This is a genomic window from Thauera humireducens (assembly GCF_001051995.2).
In the GTDB taxonomy this organism is placed as follows: Bacteria; Pseudomonadota; Gammaproteobacteria; order Burkholderiales; family Rhodocyclaceae; genus Thauera; species Thauera humireducens.
In genome coordinates this window covers 712,276-729,658 of the sequence record NZ_CP014646.1, presented here as the reverse complement: position 1 = coordinate 729,658, position 17,383 = coordinate 712,276, and the positions used below count along the sequence as shown (strand labels likewise).

Below are 17,383 nucleotides of genomic sequence, written 5' to 3'. Positions count from 1 at the left end.
TCCGATCATGAGTTTCGATCTGAGCCGCATCCGCTTCGACGCCCGCCGCGACTTCCTGGGCGTCATCATGCAGCAGGGCCGCGTCCAGCTCGATGCGGACTGGAACGAATGGGTCGCCCAGCTTGGCCGCCGCCTGCAGGCCGGCACGCTCGATACCTTCGGCGGCTCGGTCGTGCCGCGCACCACGCCCGACGGTTTCCTGATCCAGGCGACGGGCGGCGGTTTCACCATCGGGCGCGGCCGCATCTACGTCGACGGCCTGCTGGCCGAGAACCACGGCGCCGGCGAAGCGGCCTGGGACGACCGCCTGGCGGAGCCCACCGGCAGCACGGCGGTGGACTATGCCGCCCAGCCCTACTACCCCGATCCGCCAGCCCTGCCCGCGGAGGGCCGCCATCTGGTGTATGTGGACGTGTGGCAGCGCGACCTGACCGCGGTGCAGGCGCCGGACCTGATCGAGCAGGCGGTGGGTGTCGACACCACCGGCCGTCGGCAGACGGTCTGGCAGGTGAAGCTGCTGCCCGACATCGGCAATGCCGGCTGCAGCAGCGCGGACGAGGACGTGCCGGGCTGGGCCGCGATCACCGCGCCCTCGCCCGCACGCCTGAGTACCACGACCGGTACGCCGGACTTCACCCCCAACCCCTGCGAGGTGCCGCCCGCGGCGGGCTATCTCGGACTGGAGAACCAGCTCTATCGTGTCGAAGTGCATACCGGTGGCGCACTCGGCACGGCGACCTTCAAGTGGTCGCGCGACAACGCAACGGTGGCCTCGCGCGTCACCCACATCAACGCCGCGCGCACCCGCATCACGGTGGAGAGCGTCGGCCGCGACGATGTGCTGCGCTTCAACGATGGCGACTGGGTGGAGATCACCGACGACTGGCGCGAGCTGAAGAACCTGCCGGGCGAAATGCGGCGCCTGCGCGTGCCGGGTGGCGTGGATGACACCGCGCGCACGCTGGAATTCGACACGCCGCTGCCGGCGGGCATGTTCCCGACCGATGCGCAGCGCGCCACCCAGGCACAGCGCAACACGCGCGTCCGGCGCTGGGACCAGGCCGGCGCGGTTCGGCGTGAGGACGGCACCGTGTTCCAGGACCTGGACAACGCCGCGAGCCACGGCACGATCAGCATCCCGGCCGCCGGCACGCGCTTGTTCCTCGAACACGGCGTGCTGGTGGAATTCAGCCTGGCCGCCGGCGGTGGACATTTCCGCAGCGGTGACCACTGGGTGTTCGCCGCCCGTACCGTGGACGTCAGCATCGAGCGCCTCGACCACGCGCCCCCGCTGGGCATCCACCATCACTATGCGCGCCTGGCGGTCGTCACCTTCCCGTCCGGCGAGGATGACTGCCGTACCCTGTGGCCGCCCCTGCAAGAGGGCGAAGGCTGCGACTGCAGCGTGTGCGTCAGCGCCGAAGGCCACAACAGCGGCGCGGCCACCATCCAGCAGGCCATCGACAGCATCAAGGACCACGGCGGCACGGTCTGCCTGGGCATCGGCGAGTTCCGCATCGCTGCGCCGCTGACGATCTCCGGCGCGCGATCGCTGCGCATCCGCGGCCAGGGCTGGGCGACGCTGCTGACCGGGGCGGCGCCGGGCAGCCTCTTCGACATCAGCGCGAGCACCGGCGTGGCGCTGGAGAATCTCAGCGCGCTGGGCTCGGGCGGCAATTCGGGCACGACGGCGGTGATCGCCGCACACAATGTCGTCGATCTGCGCATCGAGCATGTGAATGTGCTGGGTGTCGCGGTGGGCGACGGCACCAGCGTCGGCATCGGCCTGTCCGGCTTCGCGCTGGCGACCGCCATTCGCGATTGCGCCGTCGTCGCCGAACGCGGCATCGCCACGCTGGCGCGCGAGCGGCAGAGCCAGCTGTTGAGCGCCGAGCTGCGCATCACCGACAACATCCTGCTGTGCGGCCAGCGCGCCATCAGTTTTGACGCCACCACGCTGCACTACGGCACGACCCGCCTCGACCACAACCTGATGCTGCTCTGCACCGACGCCAGCGTCGTCGCGACCGGCGGCGTGCTGCCCGGCTCGTCCGTCAGCGTGGCCGACAACGTGATGTACGCGATGGGCGACGGCGTGCGTGCCGGCATCGACCGGCTCGCGCTGGAACGCAACGAGATCACCGGCCTGGGCGCCCGCAACCGCAACGGCATCGTGCTGCAGGAAGGGCTGGACCCGGTGGCACTCGACCGTGTGCGCATCGTCGCCAACCGCGTGAGCCTGATGCGCGCCAACGGCATCGCGATCCGTCACCGCGTGGAAGACGCCCTGATCGCCGACAACCTCATCGACGCCACGGGCCAGGCGGGCCTGCTGATGGAGGAAGGCGGCGCAGCCGGCTACCTGATGCTGCGCGGCAACCAGTTCCGCCGCCTGGGCCTGCTGCTGGAAGACGCCGAGCGCGGCTTCGCCGGCGTGCAGCTGGTGGACATCACCCGCGGCGACGTGCTCGACAACCTGATCGCCGACGTGGCCCGCGAGGCGGCCAACAGCCCGGGCGTGGATGGCCTGCGCGCGCTGGCGGTCGGCGAGCTGTGCATCGCCGGCAACCGCCTGCACGGCATCGGCCCCGACCGCATCGGCGGGCCGGTCGCCGCGATCCGGCTGCTGCCGCCCTTCGACCGCGTTGCGATCGACGACAACACGCTCGACCGCGTCTCCGGTCCGGACCAGAAGCCGGTCATGGCGCAATGGTGGGCGCTGCTGGTCGCCATCGAACCCCGCGGTGCGGCCGGAGAACTGGCCACGGCGACGCACCACTACGGCATCTCGTACCTGACCACCGCGGCGGAAAGCGCCTACCTGCTGACGGCGAACCGCGTGCGGGCGATCGCACTCACCCCGTCGAACCTGTCGATTCGCGGCAACCGCATGCGCGGCCAGCAGAGCGCCGTCCCTCTGGTCCAGTGCCTGCAGATGACCTACTGCCTGTTTGCCGACAACCACTGCGAGGCGCAGGGCGAAGGGGGTCGCGGGCCGGTCATCGGCCAGATCGGCGGACGCAGCCTGAACGCGAGCAACAACCACCTGCGCGGCCCCGGGGACACCGACACCCTGCACCTGCTGCCCGAGCGCAAGCAGGCCATCGTCATCGGCAACACCAGCAGCGGCAACATCCGCGTGCCGTCCGGCGCGCCGGTGCCGGCCGACATCAGCCTGACCAACATCATCGGCATCTGAGGGAGACCTTCATGGCCATCGCAAGCTTCCGCGGCGAGAAGAGTGTCGCCGACCTCGCCGACAAGCTCTACACCAAGCTGACCCCGCGCCAGCGCGAACTGGCCGTCGACGCGATCCTGAAGGCCAACCCGCAACTGGCCGAGATCGACAAGGTGCCGCAAGGCGCGCTGCTGAACCTGCCGGTGCTGCCCGAACTGCGCGCGAAGGCCACGCGCAAGCTGGAAAGCCCCGACGACCAGATCGTCTCCCAGTTGCGCGAAGCCCTGGACGCACACGGCAAGCGCCTGGCGGAGCGCAACCGACAGGCATTGACCGCGCTCGAGGACACCCGGCGTCATCTCGAGGACAAAGCGCTGGCCGAAGCCATCCACAAGAACCCTGCGCTACCCGAGGTCGTCGAGGGCATTGTCAAGGCCGGCGAAGTGCGCAGCAAGGAACTCGCCGACCGACAGAAGCGCTTCGAACTCGCGGTGGCGCAGATCCTGAAGGATCTCGACAGCCTCTGAGTCGGACGAGACTCACCAGCGGCGGTCTGTCAGGCGCCGACGTCGCAGCCCCAGAGGCGGCGGTAAACGCCGTCCGGATCGTGCTCCTGCGCCTGCTTGTCCGGATTGAAACGCCGCCCGCCGCGCGGATCGGTGCCGCGCCCGGCGATGTACAACCAGTTGCCCTGGTTGCTGCAGACGTCGTAATCGACCAGTTGCGCCTCGAACCAGGCCGCGCCGGCGCGCCAGTCGCAACCGAGGTCGTTCACCAGATAGCTGGCGACAAGCTGGCGCAGGCGGTTGGACAGGTAGCCGGTTGCCGCCAGCTCGCGCATGCCGGCGTCGACCAGCGGCTGCCCGGTCTCGCCACGGCACCAGCGTGCGAAGGCTGCGGCATCGTGGGCGGGCGCCACGGCGCGTTCGGCAAGGCCGCGCACACGGTACAGGCGCCGCCCGTGCTGCAGGTGCAGGAAACGGAAATAGTCCCGCCACAGCAGCTCGAACCACAGCCAGTAGCTGCCTTCGCTGGCGCCGCGTCGTGCCTCGAATGCGCGCAGCGCGGCATATACGCTGCGCGGCGACAGGGCGCCCTGTGCCAGCCAGGGCGAGAACTTGCTGGAGAAGTCGGTGCCAATCAGGCCGTTGCGCGTGGCCTTGTAGCGATGGGCGAAATCGCCGGCGAAATAGCCTTGCAGATGGGCCTGCGCGGCGGGCTCCCCGCCCTCGAAGGCCGGGGTCCAGTAGGGGAACGAGGCCTGCGCCGCCGACAGGCCCGAGCATCCGGACGGCGCAGGCCGGTGCGCACCCGGAGCTGCTGCACCCTTTCCGACTTCCTCGTCCCCTGACGGCAGCGGCGGCAGGACGACGGGCGCGGGCAAGGGGTCGGCTGGCACGCAGCCTGCCGCCTCGACGGCCTGACGGAAGGCGGTGAACACCGGCGGCAGCCGCGACGGATCGAAGGGTAACGCAGCGGGATCGAGCAGGCTGGACTGCCACACGGTCCGCACCCGCAGCCCCGCCGCGCGCAGGGCATCGACGGCGGCCTGCTCCTCGGGCGCGGGGATGTCCTCACACACGATGGTGTCGGCGCCAATCTGCCGCACCAGTTCGACCAGCACCTCTGCCGGCGCCCCGGCGCACTGCAGCAGGCGACTGCCGCGGGCACGCAGGGCCTCGTCGAGCGCGGCCAGAGCGGTTGCCTGGAACGCCCTTCGATGCGGTCCGCGGCGAACGAAACCCCAGGGCGTCGACTGGTCGTCCCCCGGGTCGTGGACGAACACCGGCAGCAGGCGATCGGCCTGTGCGCAGGCTTCGCGCAGCGCGAGGTTGTCGGCCAGACGCAGATCGTTTCGGAACCAGAAGATCACCGTGCGCAGAGCCACTTCAGCCCACCTCCTCGGCGTGAGCTGCCATGCGACGCTCGCGACGGCAGCGCTCGGAGCAGTAACGCACCGCGTCCCAGTCCTTCTCCCAGCGCTTGCGCCAGGCGAAGGGGCGTCCGCAGCAGGCGCAGCGCTTGGTGGGCAGGTCGGATTTCTTGCGCATGCGCACGGTGGCTCCCTCAGAACTCGAATTGCAGTTGTCCGCCGGAGCCGGACGGCCTGCGGCCCCGCGCCGCCGGCCGCTTGCGCGAACCGTGACGCTCGACGATCGCGGCCTTGGCCGCACGCACCTCGGGCCGGGCGCGCAGCGCATGCAGGCGGGACTTGGCCGCGCGTGTCGCGGACTCGAGCTCGACCGGCGGCGCCGGGATGTCCTCGCCGACGCACACGCCGCAGCGCACCTGCAGGTCCGGTGGCATGCGCCAGGGTTCGAACAGCCAGGTATCGGGCACGCGGCGCAGGGCTGGCAGCCAGCGCCGCACGAAGCGGCCTTGGGGGTCGTGGTCGCGTGCCTGCTTGATCGGGTTGTAGACGCGCGTGGTGTTGATGACGGTCGTACCCGACTGCATCTGCATCTGGCTCCAGTGGATGCCCGGCTCGTAATCGAGGAACTGCCGTGCCAGCCACAGGCCGACCGGCCGCCAGTGCAGCCACAGCGGGTAGGCGGCGACCGACACCAGCATCGCGCGCATGCGGAAGTTGATCCAGCCGGTCGCGCGCAGCATCGCCACGCAGGCATCGACCAGCGGCCAGCCCGTGCGACCCGCGACCAGCGCCTCGAAATGCGCCGGGTTCCAGTCGTGCTCGCGCAGGCCGTCGTAGCCGCGATGCAGGTTCTCGAACTCCAGCGCCGGTTCGCTCTCGAGCTTCTGGATGAAGTGACAATGCCAGTAGAGGCGGCTGACGAAAGCCGACAGGCCGGCGCGGCGGCGGTCGCCCTCGGGCAGACAGGCGATGCGTTCGCGCGTGGCCTGCACCACCTCGCGCAGGCTGAGCTGGCCCCAGGCGAGATACGGCGACAGGCGCGAACAGGCCGTCGGCGCCGACAGTGGCGACGAGATGCCACCCCGGTACTGGCCGCTGCGGACATCGAGAAAGTCATGGAGACAGGCTAGCGCCGCCTCGCGCCCGCCGCGCTGACGCAGCGCCGGCTCCATTGCCGGCAGCCCGAGCGAGGCGGCAGCCGGCGCGCGCTCGGCCGGCCACGGCAAGGGGACGAAGACGGGCGCGGGCTGCGGCACCTGCGGTGCGCCGACATGTGCCTCCCACGCCGGCTGCCAGCGGTCGCGGTCCGCGAGCCGGCGCAGGACGCCGAACTGCGGGAACTCGTGCCAGCGCACGCCGTGTTCGCGACACCAGCGCGCCACGGCGCGATCGCGGGCGTAGCTGGCGCCGTTGCCGGTTTCCTCGTGGGAATACAGCGTGGAGAACGGCGCCAGTGCCTGCAGCCGGTCCAGCACCGCCGGCATGTCACCGACGACGAGGTGCAGCCGCCCGCCGAGGCGGCGCAGTTCGGCATGCAGCTCGCGCGCGCCTTCGAGCATGAAGTGGTAGTGCTGGGTTGCGGCATCCGGCTGTGCCCACAGCGAGGGCTCGACCACGCACAGGCACAGCACCGGCCCCCTGCGGACGGCGGCCGCGAGTGCCGCGTGATCGACGACGCGGAAGTCCCGCTTGAACCAGACGACGCCGTAGTCCATGCGCTACCCCTGATCTGTCGCCGCCCTGCCGTCCGACTACCGTGCCAGAGCCTCGAAGCTGCCCACCATCTCGCGCCCGAGCGCACGGCCGCTGAGCCATGCGCCTTCGACCCGGCCGCCGTTCAGCCAGTCGCCACAAAGGCCAAGCCCCTGTTCGGGACACCACAGGCAGCCGCCGTCGACCGCGGATTCGGTGATCGCGTAGCGCCAGCGGTGTGCCGACCACGCTTGCGGCGGTTTGCCGCCCAATGCCACGAATGCGTCGATCAGTGCCTGCGCGACCCTTTCGGCTTTCGCTTCCAGATGCGCTTCGCTCCACGCCGCGCTGGCGTGCAGGAGCCAGGTTTCCTGTCCTTCCCGTCCGGGCTTGCCGCTGTTGCGGGCCACCCAGCGCAAGGGGCCGTCATTGACGAAGGCTGCGTCGAAAGGCCGGTCGAGCGCCTGGTCGAAGCGCAGCATCACGGACCAGCAGCCTTCCATCCTTGCGCGCGACGCCGCCGTCGCCAGCCTGGACGACACTGGCGCGAGCAGCGGCGCGGCTTGCGGGGCGGGCACGGCGAGAACCACGCCATCGAATCGTGCCTCGAGTTCGCCCTGCTCGGCACAGACTGCGCGCCAGCCATCGGCATCGCGCCTCAGGCCGGTGATCGTCATGCCGGTCTGCACCCGCAGATGCTCGGCAAGCAAGCGGGCCGGCGCGGTCATGCCCGGCACGCCGACGAAGCGTTCCGTGCGCTCTCCCGCCTCGCGGACACCGTGGGCGTCGATGACCACGATCCGTGGCGACCACAGGGCCGCCACGCCGGCCTGCTGCCACCGTGCCAACTCGGCGCGGAATCCCGGGTCGCGCGCAGTGAAGTACTGCGCCCCGTGATCGCAGGTCCAGCCGTCGCCCCGCCGGGTGCTCATGCGCCCGCCGACGCCACGGCTTTTGTCCACGACATCTACGGAGAAACCGGCTTGGCGCAGGGTCTGGGCGGCAGACAGCCCGGCAAGGCCGGCGCCAATCACGAGGTAACGGGGATTCGGGTTCATGAGCGCGTATATCAGGGCATGTGAGGCGAAGGAGGCGGACCCCGCGGGAGCTACGGGGCAGCGCTAGAATACACCATGTTTGTCATGGACAAACAGGCGCGCCGCACCTAGCATTCTGGGAGGAACGATTCTCTCGCCTCTCCTTCATCATTCACGCCCTCGCACACATGAACTCGCCGTCCCCCGACCCCCTCCGTCGCGCCGCAGCCTGGCTGGGCTACGGCGGCCTGATCCCCTTCATCGTCCTCGCCCCGGCGAGCCTGCTCGATCATCACCACGGCTGGACCTGGAGCGATGCGCTGTATGGCTACGGAGCGATCATCCTGAGCTTCGTCGGTGCGCTGCACTGGGGTTTCGCGATGAGCGCACCGGGGCTGGAGGAGGTCCGGCGCGTGCGCTGCCTCGTGTGGAGCGTCGTGCCTGCCCTGTTCGCCTGGCCCGCGCTGCTGCTCGCCCCCGCAGGGGCCGCCGCGCTGCTGGTGTTCGGCTTCGTGGCGCACTATCTGCTGGATCGCCGGCTCGCCCGGCACATGGCCTTTCCGGCGTGGTATCTGCCCTTGCGGCTGAGGCTGACGACGGTCGCCTGCCTCAGCCTGATCCTCGGCGCCTTCGTGCCGCTGGGCTGAGCCTGGCGGCTCAGTCGCCGCGCCGCGGCGGCGGCAGGGTCTGCAGGAAGGCCACGGCATCGTCCTCGGCGCGGGTGCGCCGCATCGGCGGCAGGCTGCGCCACACGACCTTGCCGTAGGACTTCTCGATCATGCGCGGGTCGCAGATGCACAGCACGCCGCGGTCGCGCTCGGTGCGGATCAGCCGACCGGCGCCCTGCTTCATGTTGATGACGGTGCGCGGCAACTGGTGGTGGATGAAGGGGCTGAGCCCCTGCTTCTGCATGTGCTCGACGCGCGCGGCCAGCACCGGGTCGTCGGGCGGCGCGAAGGGAAGCTTGTCGATGACGACGAGCGACAGCGCGTCGCCGGGCACGTCCACCCCTTCCCAGAAACTCTGACTGGCGACCAGCACCGCATTGCCCAGGCGACGGAAGCGTTCGAGCAGTTCGGTGCGCGAGCCTTCGCCCTGCAGCAGCACCGGCAGCGCGTCGCCGCTCTGCTGCAGGCCGTCGACGATCAGCTCGTGGATGCGGCGCATCGCGCGCAGCGAAGTGCACAGCACGAAGGCGCGGCCCCGGGCGGCGCGGATCAGCGGCAGCGCCACCTTGGCGACGCGCTCGGTGTAATCGGGCGCATTCGGGTCGGGCATGCCGGCCGGCGCATACAGCAGCGCCTGCTCGGCATAGTCGAAGGGGCTGCCCCACACGGCCGTCATCGGCGGCGGATCCATCCACGCCAGGCCGAGCTCGCGGCAGTAGTGGCCGAAGTCGGCCTTACCCACCGCCAGCGTCGCCGAGGTGAACACCCAAGCGCGCGGGTGGCCGTCGAGTTGGCGCTTGAACACGTCCGAGACATGCAGCGGCGTGGCGTTGAGCGCCAGCGACTGGGTGAAGACCTCGACCCAGCGGATGAGGTCGGTCTCGGCGGAATTGCGCCAGCGCGCGAGGCGCTCGGCCATCTCCTCGGTGCGGCGCAGGCAGTTGGCGAGTCCTTCGGAGCGCTCGGCCTGGGTGTCCAGCACGGCGTGGAATTCGCCCAGCGTCTTTTCCAGGGCCTCGACCTGCGCGTCGAAGTTCTCGCGCTCGGAGGCCTGCGCGGCCGACAGGCGCGCGCTCTCGGTGCCGAACACCAGGCGCAGGTCGCGCGCGGCCTTCTCCAGGTTGCGCGTCTGGTCGATCATCGGTACGCAGTCGCGCGCCGCCGATACCGTTTCGGAGCGGGTGTCGCGCGCCAGCTCCAGCACCTGCGCGGTGGATACGCTGTCGCCGAAGAACAGGCTCGCGGTCTCGGGCAGCTGGTGGGCCTCGTCGAAGATCACCGCGTTGCACGCCGGCAGCAACTCGCCCATACCCTCGTCGCGCAGCATCACGTCGGCGAAGAAAAGGTGATGGTTGACCACCACCACGTCCGCCTCCATCGCATTACGCCGCGCCTGCATGACGAAGCACTCTTCCTTGAACGGGCAGTCCTGGCCGAGGCAGTTGTCGCGCGTCGAGGTGGCGGCGATCCAGGCCATCGAGTCCTCGCGCACGTCGGTGCATTCGGCCTTGTCGCCAGTCTGCGTCACCTGCGCGAAGCGCGTGATGGCGCGCAGGTCGGCGGCGTCCTGCGCGGTGAGGAAGCGGCCGTCGCGCGCGTTGCGCTCGAGGTGGTAATGGCAGACGTAGTTGGCGCGGCCCTTCAGCAGCGCGATCGACACCGGCACCTTCAGCGCGGCGCGCACGGTGGGCAGGTCGCGGTTGAAGAGCTGATCCTGCAAGGTCTTGGTGCCGGTGGAAATGATGACCTTGCCCCCAGCCAGCAGCGCCGGCACCAGGTAGGCGAAGGTCTTGCCGGTACCCGTGCCCGCCTCGGCCACCAGGATACGGTTGGCCTTGATCGCCTCGGCGATCTTCTGCGCCATCTCGATCTGCTGCGGACGCGCGCGGAAACCGGGGATGGCGACGGCGAGCGGGCCGTCGGCGGCGAAGATCGGGGTGGGGTCGGACATCGGGCCGCGGCAGTTCGGTGATCGGGTCGGGGAAGTCGGCGATTGTACGTGCTCGGGACGCTGCCCGCACCTGCGCAGATCTCGTCCCGGGCTGCCCTCCTGCCCCATGCGCTGTAACCCGGGCGAAACATGACAGCTTCGAAAAAGCGTCACATTGCTGTCGTAAAAAGCGGTCTTACCCTAACCGCCGGCCCAGCATGTCCCTCCGCCGCCTCATTCACCCGCCCGGTATTGCGCTTGCACCGGCCTCGCTTGTGGCGGGCATGGCGTGGACCGTCGCCATCGCGGCACTCGGCACCGCCGCCCTGCTCGCCCCGCGGCTGTTCGCCCAGCTCCCCGGCCCCACGCAGCCCGCAGCGGTGGAGGACAAGGGCGACGTACGCACGCTGGTTGCGGCCCTTGCACGGCAGCAGTTGTTCGCGAACCAGTCGGACGGCACTGCGGCGCGCGCCGACGAACGCCGCGCGCTCGCGGGCATCGTCCTCGTCGGCGTTGCCACCGGATTCGCCGGCGGCACAGCCTTTGCCGTGTTCGAGCGCGACGGCCGGAGCGTGGCGCACCGCGCCGGGGAGACCGTGGCCGGGGACTGGCAACTCCTGCACATCCTGTCCGACAGGGTCGAACTGGGTGCCGGGGAGCAACGCCTCGACCTGCCCCTGCACCGCAGCGCACGCATGCCGCCACCTCCGAGGTCCGATGCCCCTGACACCCTCCAACAAGACTGACCGATGCCGCCACGTCCGTGCCTACCTCCCCGTGCAAGCGCCCAACGCGGAGCACACCTCGCCGCCTCACTCGTTCGCCATCGTTCCCGTTGGCTGCCCGCGGCAGTGCTGGCCGGAGCGCTGCTCACCCTCGGTGCGGCGCACGCGAACGTGGAACCCGAACGCGTCGAACTCAATTTCGCCAACGCGGAGATCACCTCGGTCATCAAGGCCGTGGGCCAGATCACGGGGCATAACTTCATCATCGATCCACGCGTCGAAGGCAGCCTGAATATCGTCACCAACACGCCGGTACCCCGCGCGCTGACCTACGACATCCTGTTGTCGGCGCTGCGCCTGCAGGGCTATACGGTCGTCGAATCCGGCGGCGTCGCCCGCGTCGTGCCCGAAGCCGATGCCAAGTTGCACGGCGTGCCGGTCGCGACCGGGAGCACCGCGCCCCGCGGGACCGGCCTCGTGACGCAGGTCTTCACGCTGCAGCACGAGTCTGCACCCGGCCTGGTCGCGGCGATCCGCCCCCTCGTGAGCCCGAACAACACCGTTTCGGCACTGCCTTCGAGCAATGCGCTGGTCGTCACCGACTACGCCGACAACCTCGCGCGCATCGCACAGATCGTCAGCTCGATCGACGTGCCGCAGGGCGACGTGCTGGTCATCCCCTTGCAGCACGCCGCGGCGCGCGATCTGGCCGAAACCGTGATGCGCCTGCTGGGCAACGGCACGCGCGGCGCCGCCGACCCGCTGCTGGAGGTGACGGTCGTGCCCGACACCCACAGCAACAGCCTGCTGGTGCGCGCCGGCAGCCCGTCCCGGCTGGCGGCCGTGCGCCAGATCGTCGCCTCGATCGATCGTCCGGGCGCTGGGGGCAACATCCGCGTGGTCTACCTGCGCAACGCCGAGGCCACTCGCGTGGCCGAGACCCTGCGCGCCATCCTCGCCACCGAGGCCAGCAACACGCCCCCTGCAGGCAACGCCCTTGCCGGCATGGCCCTGACCGCGCCCACGCCTGGCACGGTCCCTCCGCCCACTTCTTCCCGCTCGGGCGAAGGCGGCGGAGAGGCCCCGAGCGCCGCGCCGGCGCCGTTCGCGAATGCACAACCGGCCAACGCCCTGTCCGCCGGCAGCCTGATCCAGGCCGACGCGGCGAGCAACGCGCTGATCATCACCGCGCCGGATGCCATCTACAACAACCTGCGCAACGTCATCGAGCAGCTCGACCGCCGCCGGGCGCAGGTCTACGTCGAGGCGCTGGTCGCCGAGATCACCGCCGAACGCGCGGCTGAATGGGGCCTGCAGTGGGCCGCGGCGAGCAATCGCGGCTCGACCTCTGTCATCGGCCTGACCGGGTTCGGCAGCGGCAGCAACAACCTGCAGACGCTGGTCACCAACGCTGCAGCGGGCAAGCCGAGCCTGCCGGGCAATGGTATCAACATCGGCCTTGGCACCGGCTCGGTGACCCTGCCCGGCATCGGCACCGTGCCCAGCCTGGCGGTACTGGCGCGATTCCTCGAGAGCGACAGCAAGATCAACATCCTGTCCACGCCCAACCTCGTCACCCTTGACAACGAGGAGGCCAAGATCGTCATCGGTCGCAACCTGCCTTTCGTCACCGGCCAGTTCACCAATACGGGCGGCAGCGGCGGCGCGGTCAATCCCTTCCAGACCATCGAGCGCCGCGACGTCGGCCTGACGCTGCGAGTGCGGCCGCAGGTGTCCGAGGGCGGCGTGGTGAAGCTCGCGATCTACCACGAGGCCTCGAGCGTGGTCGGCGGCGTCGACAGCGCCAATGGCCCGATCACCAACAAGCGCTCGATCGAATCCACCGTGCTGGTCGACGACGGCGCCATCATCGCGCTCGGCGGCCTGATCGAGGACAGCTACAGCGCCGACGAGGAGAAGGTGCCCCTGCTCGGCGACATTCCGGTGGCTGGCAACCTGTTCAAGTACAACGGCCGCAAACGCACCAAGACGAATCTGGTGATCTTCCTGCGCCCGGTCGTGCTGCGCGACGCCGACAGCTATGCGGGCCTGACCGCCTCGCGCTACGACTACGTGATCGGACAGCAGCAACGCATGGCCGGCACGCTGCTGCGCGGCGAGCCGACACCGGCTGAGCTGCCTGCCTTCGGCACCTCGCCGCCGGCTGTGCCGCGCACGCGCGAACTCCCCGCCGAATGGCTGGCCGGCACGCCGGTCGACAACCAGCCCCCCGCGCCGCTCGAGGAGCGCGGCTGGCAATGAGCGCTGACATCGCGCCCACGATCCCGTATGCCTTCGCGCGCCGGCACGGCGTCCTGCTCACGCGCGTCGCAGAGGACGAGGCCGAACTGGTCCTGCGCAGCGACGCGAACCTGACGGCACTGGCCGAAGTACGCCGGGTCGTGGCGCGTCCGCTGCGACTGAGCCGGGTCGACGCAGAGCGCTTCGACACCCGACTCGCCGAGCACTACGGCGGCCACGACGGCAGCACTGCCGAGCTCGTCGCCGACATCGGCCAGGCGCTTGACCTGGGCGCCTTGATGAGCGAGCTGCCCGCGGTGGAGGACCTGCTCGCGGCGCAGGACGCAGCGCCCATCATCCGCATGATCAACGCGCTGCTGACGCAGGCGGTGCGCGACGGCGCCTCGGACATCCACATCGAGCCCTACGAACGCGACTCGGTGGTCCGCTTCCGGCGCGACGGGGTGCTGCATGACGCCGCACGGCCTCATCGCGGGCTGCACGCGGCGATGGTGTCGCGCATTAAGATCATGGCCAGCCTCGACATCTCGGAAAAGCGCCTGCCGCAGGACGGCCGCATCGGCCTGCGCCTGGCCGGTCGACAGGTGGATGTGCGCGTATCGACGCTGCCCACCGCGCATGGCGAACGCCTGGTGCTGCGCCTGCTCGACAAGGGTGCGGCACGCCTCGGGCTCGAGTCGCTGGGCATGGCCGAAGACACCCGCGCACGCTTCGACGCCTTGCTGCGCCAGCCCCATGGCATCGTGCTGGTAACAGGACCCACCGGCTCGGGCAAGAGCACCACGCTGTACGCCGCGCTGCAGGGCATGGACGCACGGCGACTGAACATCGTTACCGTCGAGGATCCGGTCGAGTTCGACCTGCCGGGTATCGGCCAGACCCAGGTCAATCCGCGCATCGACCTCGATTTCGCCCGCGCGCTGCGCGCGATTCTGCGCCAGGACCCGGACGTGATCATGATCGGCGAGATCCGCGATCTCGAGACCGCTCAGATCGCGGTGCAGGCCAGCCTGACGGGCCACCTCGTGCTGGCGACGTTGCACACCAACGACGCCGCATCGGCCGTGACGCGGCTCGTGGACATGGGCATCGAGCCCTTCCTGCTCGCGTCCAGCCTGCGCGGCGTGCTGGCGCAGCGCCTGCTTCGGCGCCTGTGCCCCGCCTGCCGCCGCCCACACGCCATCGGCGACGAAGAACGCGCGCTGTTCGGCCCCCGCGTGCCAGACCACGCCTGGGCCGCCGGCGAGTGCCCCGCCTGCGCTCACACCGGCTATGCCGGCCGCACCGGCATCCACGAGCTGATCACGGTCGATGCCACGCTGACGGCACTGATCCACGACCGCGCCGACGAGAGCGTGCTGCGGGCCGCCGCACGCGCAGCCGGCGCCCGCGGCCTGCGCGACGACGGCCTGCGCCTGCTCGCCGACGGCAGCACTTCGCCCGAGGAACTGTTGCGGGTGACGCGCGAATGAGCGCCTTCCACTACCGCGCGCTAGACCTGCAAGGTCGCGAGACCCGCGGCGTGATCGAAGCCGACAGCAGCCGCGGCGCACGCGCCGTGTTACGTGAGCGCGGGCTGTTTCCGCTCGACGTCGGCGCCGTCAGGGCGCATCGCGACGGACGCACTCAGCGGCGCATTGCCGAAGGCGCACTGGCCCTGCTGACGCGGCAGTGGGCCACCCTGCTCGCCTCCGGGCTGACAGTGGAACAGTCGCTGACGGCGCTCATCGACCAGGCCGAGAACGAACAGGTCGGCCGCCTGCTTGCCGGCGTGCGCGCCGAGGTGATGTCCGGCATGGCGCTCAGCGCCGCGCTCGAGGCCTTCGCCGCACAGTTTCCGCCCATCTACCGCGCCTCGGTGGCTGCGGGCGAGAAATCCGGGCGCCTGGCCGACGTGCTGGAGCAACTCGCCGGCTATCTCGAGCGGCGCAGCAGCCTGCGCCAGAAGACGCTGCAGGCCTTGCTGTACCCCGCCATCGTCGCGCTGGTCGCACTGCTGGTGGTCATGGGGCTGATGACCTACGTCGTGCCGCAGGTCGTCACCGTCTTCCAGCAGGGCAGCCAGGCCCTGCCACCGCTGACCCGCGGCCTGATCGCGATCAGCGATCTGCTGCGCAACTGGGGCTGGCTGCTACCGCCGATGCTGCTGGCGCTTTTGCTGACAGCACGGGCTGCACTGCGCCAGCCCGCACTGCGACGGCGCTGGCATGCGCGGCTGCTGGCCCTGCCGCTGCTGGGACGCCACCTGCGCAGTCTGGAGGCGGCTCGACTGGCGAGCACGCTCGCCATCCTGTGCGGCAGCGGTGTGGCACTGCTGCAGGCGCTGGACGCAGGCCGCAAGGTGTTGAACCTGATGCCGCTGCAGGACGCGGTTGCAGGCGCCGCGGCGCAGGTGCGCGAAGGCCATTCGTTGGCGCGCGCGCTTGGCGTGGCCCGCCAGTTTCCGCCCCTGCTGCTGCACATGATCGCCAACGGCGAAGCCACCGGCCGCCTCGGCGAGATGCTGGACCGGGCTGCCCGCCTGCAGCAGCAGGACGTCGAGAACCGCATCACCGCCCTCACCAGCCTGCTCGAACCCGCGCTGCTGCTGTTGATGGGTGGCCTGGTGCTGCTGATCGTGCTCGCCGTGATGCAGCCGATCATCGAACTGAACACCCTGATGAACTGAGAAAAGACATGACCTGTCCGATTTACGACCCCTTTTCCAGCCGGCGCTGTCCAGACGCCGCACCCCGTCCCGCACGCAGCGACCGCGGCTTCACGCTGATCGAGCTGATGGTGGTGATCGTGATCCTGGGCGTACTGGCCGCGCTGGTGGTGCCACGCGTGCTCAGCCGCCCCGACGAGGCCCGTGCCGTCGCCGCGAGGCAGGACATCGCCACGCTGATGCAGTCGCTGAAGCTTTACCGCCTGGACAACCGGCGCTACCCCACCGCCGAACAGGGCCTGCAGGCGCTGGTGACGCCGCCCGGCGTCGGCCCGCGGGCGGACAACTGGAAGGCCTACCTCGAGCGCCTGCCCAACGACCCCTGGGGCGCGCCTTACCAGTACCTGAACCCCGGCGTGAATGGCGAGATCGACGTCTTCAGCTTCGGCGCCGATGGCAAGCCGGGGGGCGAAGGTGCCGACGCCGACATCGGCTCGTGGAAGCTCTGAGCCCGATCCGCGGGACCAAGACGCCTCGCGGCTTCACGCTGATCGAGGTGATGGTCGTGCTGAGCCTGCTGGCGATGCTGGCACAAGGACTGTCGATGAGCCTTGACGCACTGCAATCGCGCGATCGCGACCGTGCAGTCGACGTGCTGCGCATGCGTCTGGCCTTCGCCGCCGAACGCGCCTGGGTACGGGGCCAACCGGTAGCGTTCGAGCGCACACCGGACGGTTACCGCTTCCTCGCACGCGACACCACAGGAGGCGGCTGGCAGCCAGTGGCCGACAGCAGCGTGCTGGCCGAGCGCAGATTGCCCGACGCGCTGCGCTGGTCGGCACTCGAAGTCGAGGGACGCGCCGCTAACTACCAGGCCCTGCTCGTATTCGGTCCTGCGCAAACGACATTCCGGCTCGAGCTCACCGATGGCTCGGGCTGGCACGCGGCACTCGGTGGCCGCGACGGGCGGGTGGAACGGCTGGCCGGGGGGACGGGACCATGACTGCGGCAACACGCGGGTTCAGCCTGCTCGAGAACCTGATCGCACTCGCGATCGTCGCCGTCGCGCTGAGCGCGGCGGTGCGCGCTGGCACGCAGGCGATCGACACCGGCGAAGCGCTGGCGCAGCGCACGCTGGCGCGCTGGGTGGCGCAGAACCGGCTCGTCGAGTTGCGCGTCCAGCCCGCCCCGCCCGCGCCTGGCCACAGCAGCGGCGAGGCCGTTCAGGGCCGCTACCGATTCCTTTGGGAGCAGACCGTCGCGCAGACCGCGCAGCCGGCGTGGCGTGCCGTGGACATCGTCGTCCGTGACGACGACGGACGCCCGCGTGCGCGCCTCGGCGGCCACGTGCTGGTACAACGCTGACGCCGC

15 protein-coding genes are annotated in these 17,383 nt (G+C 70.2%); 10 read left to right on the top strand and 5 right to left on the bottom strand.

All coding sequences use genetic code 11. From position 1 onward, the window contains the following. The first annotated feature begins 7 nt into the window (after positions 1–7). Positions 8–3,199, top strand: coding sequence for a DUF6519 domain-containing protein (locus AC731_RS03435; protein ID WP_048709254.1), 3,192 nt, complete (start codon positions 8–10; stop codon positions 3,197–3,199). Between the two features lie 11 nt (positions 3,200–3,210). Next, positions 3,211–3,705, top strand: coding sequence for a hypothetical protein (locus AC731_RS03430; RefSeq protein WP_048709253.1), 495 nt, complete (start codon positions 3,211–3,213; stop codon positions 3,703–3,705). Positions 3,706–3,734: 29 nt separating this feature from the next. Here AC731_RS03430 and AC731_RS03425 read toward each other — a convergent pair whose 3' ends face one another. From AC731_RS03425 to AC731_RS03415, 4 genes are read right to left on the bottom strand one after another with little or no spacing between them, the layout of a single operon-like run. After that, a complete protein-coding gene (locus AC731_RS03425; protein ID WP_205626627.1) occupies positions 3,735–5,066 on the bottom strand; it encodes a DASH family cryptochrome in 1,332 nt (443 codons plus the stop codon). Between the two features lies 1 nt (position 5,067). Further along, entirely contained in the window at positions 5,068–5,229 is a 162-nt protein-coding gene (locus tag AC731_RS19385) for a DUF2256 domain-containing protein (protein ID WP_205626626.1), read from the bottom strand. A gap of 16 nt (positions 5,230–5,245) precedes the next feature. Then, positions 5,246–6,766: a cryptochrome/deoxyribodipyrimidine photo-lyase family protein gene (locus AC731_RS03420; RefSeq protein ID WP_048709251.1), complete on the bottom strand. Its 1,521-nt coding sequence runs from the start codon at positions 6,764–6,766 to the stop codon at positions 5,246–5,248. 36 nt (positions 6,767–6,802) lie between these two features. Continuing rightward, entirely contained in the window at positions 6,803–7,801 is a 999-nt protein-coding gene (locus tag AC731_RS03415) for an NAD(P)/FAD-dependent oxidoreductase (RefSeq protein WP_048709249.1), read from the bottom strand. Positions 7,802–7,968: 167 nt separating this feature from the next. Between AC731_RS03415 and AC731_RS03410 the strand changes: the two genes are divergently transcribed. Further along, complete coding sequence (locus tag AC731_RS03410; RefSeq protein ID WP_048709247.1) at positions 7,969–8,427, top strand: DUF3429 domain-containing protein; 459 nt, start codon at positions 7,969–7,971, stop codon at positions 8,425–8,427. A gap of 10 nt (positions 8,428–8,437) precedes the next feature. Here AC731_RS03410 and AC731_RS03405 read toward each other — a convergent pair whose 3' ends face one another. Next, positions 8,438–10,399, bottom strand: coding sequence for an ATP-dependent DNA helicase (locus tag AC731_RS03405; RefSeq protein ID WP_048709246.1), 1,962 nt, complete (start codon positions 10,397–10,399; stop codon positions 8,438–8,440). A gap of 197 nt (positions 10,400–10,596) precedes the next feature. Between AC731_RS03405 and AC731_RS03400 the strand changes: the two genes are divergently transcribed. From AC731_RS03400 to gspI, 7 genes are read left to right on the top strand one after another with little or no spacing between them, the layout of a single operon-like run. Then, entirely contained in the window at positions 10,597–11,124 is a 528-nt protein-coding gene (locus AC731_RS03400) for a type II secretion system protein N (RefSeq protein WP_082794236.1), read from the top strand. 3 nt (positions 11,125–11,127) lie between these two features. Further along, a complete protein-coding gene (gspD, locus tag AC731_RS03395; protein ID WP_418081509.1) occupies positions 11,128–13,365 on the top strand; it encodes a type II secretion system secretin GspD in 2,238 nt (745 codons plus the stop codon). Then, complete coding sequence (gene gspE, locus AC731_RS03390) at positions 13,362–14,837, top strand: type II secretion system ATPase GspE (RefSeq protein ID WP_048709240.1); 1,476 nt, start codon at positions 13,362–13,364, stop codon at positions 14,835–14,837. The genes gspD and gspE overlap by 4 nt, the downstream gene beginning before the upstream one ends. After that, positions 14,834–16,033: a type II secretion system inner membrane protein GspF gene (gspF, locus tag AC731_RS03385; protein ID WP_048709238.1), complete on the top strand. Its 1,200-nt coding sequence runs from the start codon at positions 14,834–14,836 to the stop codon at positions 16,031–16,033. Before gspE ends, gspF begins: the two co-directional genes overlap by 4 nt. An 8-nt stretch (positions 16,034–16,041) precedes the next feature. Next, on the top strand, positions 16,042–16,521 hold the full coding sequence (gene gspG / locus AC731_RS03380; RefSeq protein WP_082794235.1) for a type II secretion system major pseudopilin GspG: 480 nt from the start codon (positions 16,042–16,044) through the stop codon (positions 16,519–16,521). After that, positions 16,509–17,015 (top strand): pilus assembly FimT family protein, encoded by a 507-nt coding sequence (locus AC731_RS03375; protein ID WP_048709237.1) that lies wholly within the window; start codon positions 16,509–16,511, stop codon positions 17,013–17,015. The genes gspG and AC731_RS03375 overlap by 13 nt, the downstream gene beginning before the upstream one ends. Then, positions 17,012–17,377: a type II secretion system minor pseudopilin GspI gene (gene gspI, locus AC731_RS03370; RefSeq protein WP_004252188.1), complete on the top strand. Its 366-nt coding sequence runs from the start codon at positions 17,012–17,014 to the stop codon at positions 17,375–17,377. The genes AC731_RS03375 and gspI overlap by 4 nt, the downstream gene beginning before the upstream one ends. The last annotated feature ends 6 nt before the right edge of the window (positions 17,378–17,383 follow it).

What these genes read in the sequence shown, in the direction of transcription:
- AC731_RS03435 (WP_048709254.1), top strand. Translation starts at nt 8, where the DNA reads ATGAGTTTCGATCTGAGCCGCATCCGCTTCGACGCCCGCCGCGACTTC.
- AC731_RS03430 (WP_048709253.1), top strand. Translation starts at nt 3,211, where the DNA reads ATGGCCATCGCAAGCTTCCGCGGCGAGAAGAGTGTCGCCGACCTCGCC.
- AC731_RS19385 (WP_205626626.1), bottom strand. Translation starts at nt 5,229, where the DNA reads ATGCGCAAGAAATCCGACCTGCCCACCAAGCGCTGCGCCTGCTGCGGA.
- AC731_RS03420 (WP_048709251.1), bottom strand. Translation starts at nt 6,766, where the DNA reads ATGGACTACGGCGTCGTCTGGTTCAAGCGGGACTTCCGCGTCGTCGAT.
- AC731_RS03415 (WP_048709249.1), bottom strand. Translation starts at nt 7,801, where the DNA reads ATGAACCCGAATCCCCGTTACCTCGTGATTGGCGCCGGCCTTGCCGGG.
- AC731_RS03410 (WP_048709247.1), top strand. Translation starts at nt 7,969, where the DNA reads ATGAACTCGCCGTCCCCCGACCCCCTCCGTCGCGCCGCAGCCTGGCTG.
- AC731_RS03405 (WP_048709246.1), bottom strand. Translation starts at nt 10,399, where the DNA reads ATGTCCGACCCCACCCCGATCTTCGCCGCCGACGGCCCGCTCGCCGTC.
- AC731_RS03400 (WP_082794236.1), top strand. Translation starts at nt 10,597, where the DNA reads ATGTCCCTCCGCCGCCTCATTCACCCGCCCGGTATTGCGCTTGCACCG.
- gspD (WP_418081509.1), top strand. Translation starts at nt 11,128, where the DNA reads ATGCCGCCACGTCCGTGCCTACCTCCCCGTGCAAGCGCCCAACGCGGA.
- gspE (WP_048709240.1), top strand. Translation starts at nt 13,362, where the DNA reads ATGAGCGCTGACATCGCGCCCACGATCCCGTATGCCTTCGCGCGCCGG.
- gspF (WP_048709238.1), top strand. Translation starts at nt 14,834, where the DNA reads ATGAGCGCCTTCCACTACCGCGCGCTAGACCTGCAAGGTCGCGAGACC.
- gspG (WP_082794235.1), top strand. Translation starts at nt 16,042, where the DNA reads ATGACCTGTCCGATTTACGACCCCTTTTCCAGCCGGCGCTGTCCAGAC.
- gspI (WP_004252188.1), top strand. Translation starts at nt 17,012, where the DNA reads ATGACTGCGGCAACACGCGGGTTCAGCCTGCTCGAGAACCTGATCGCA.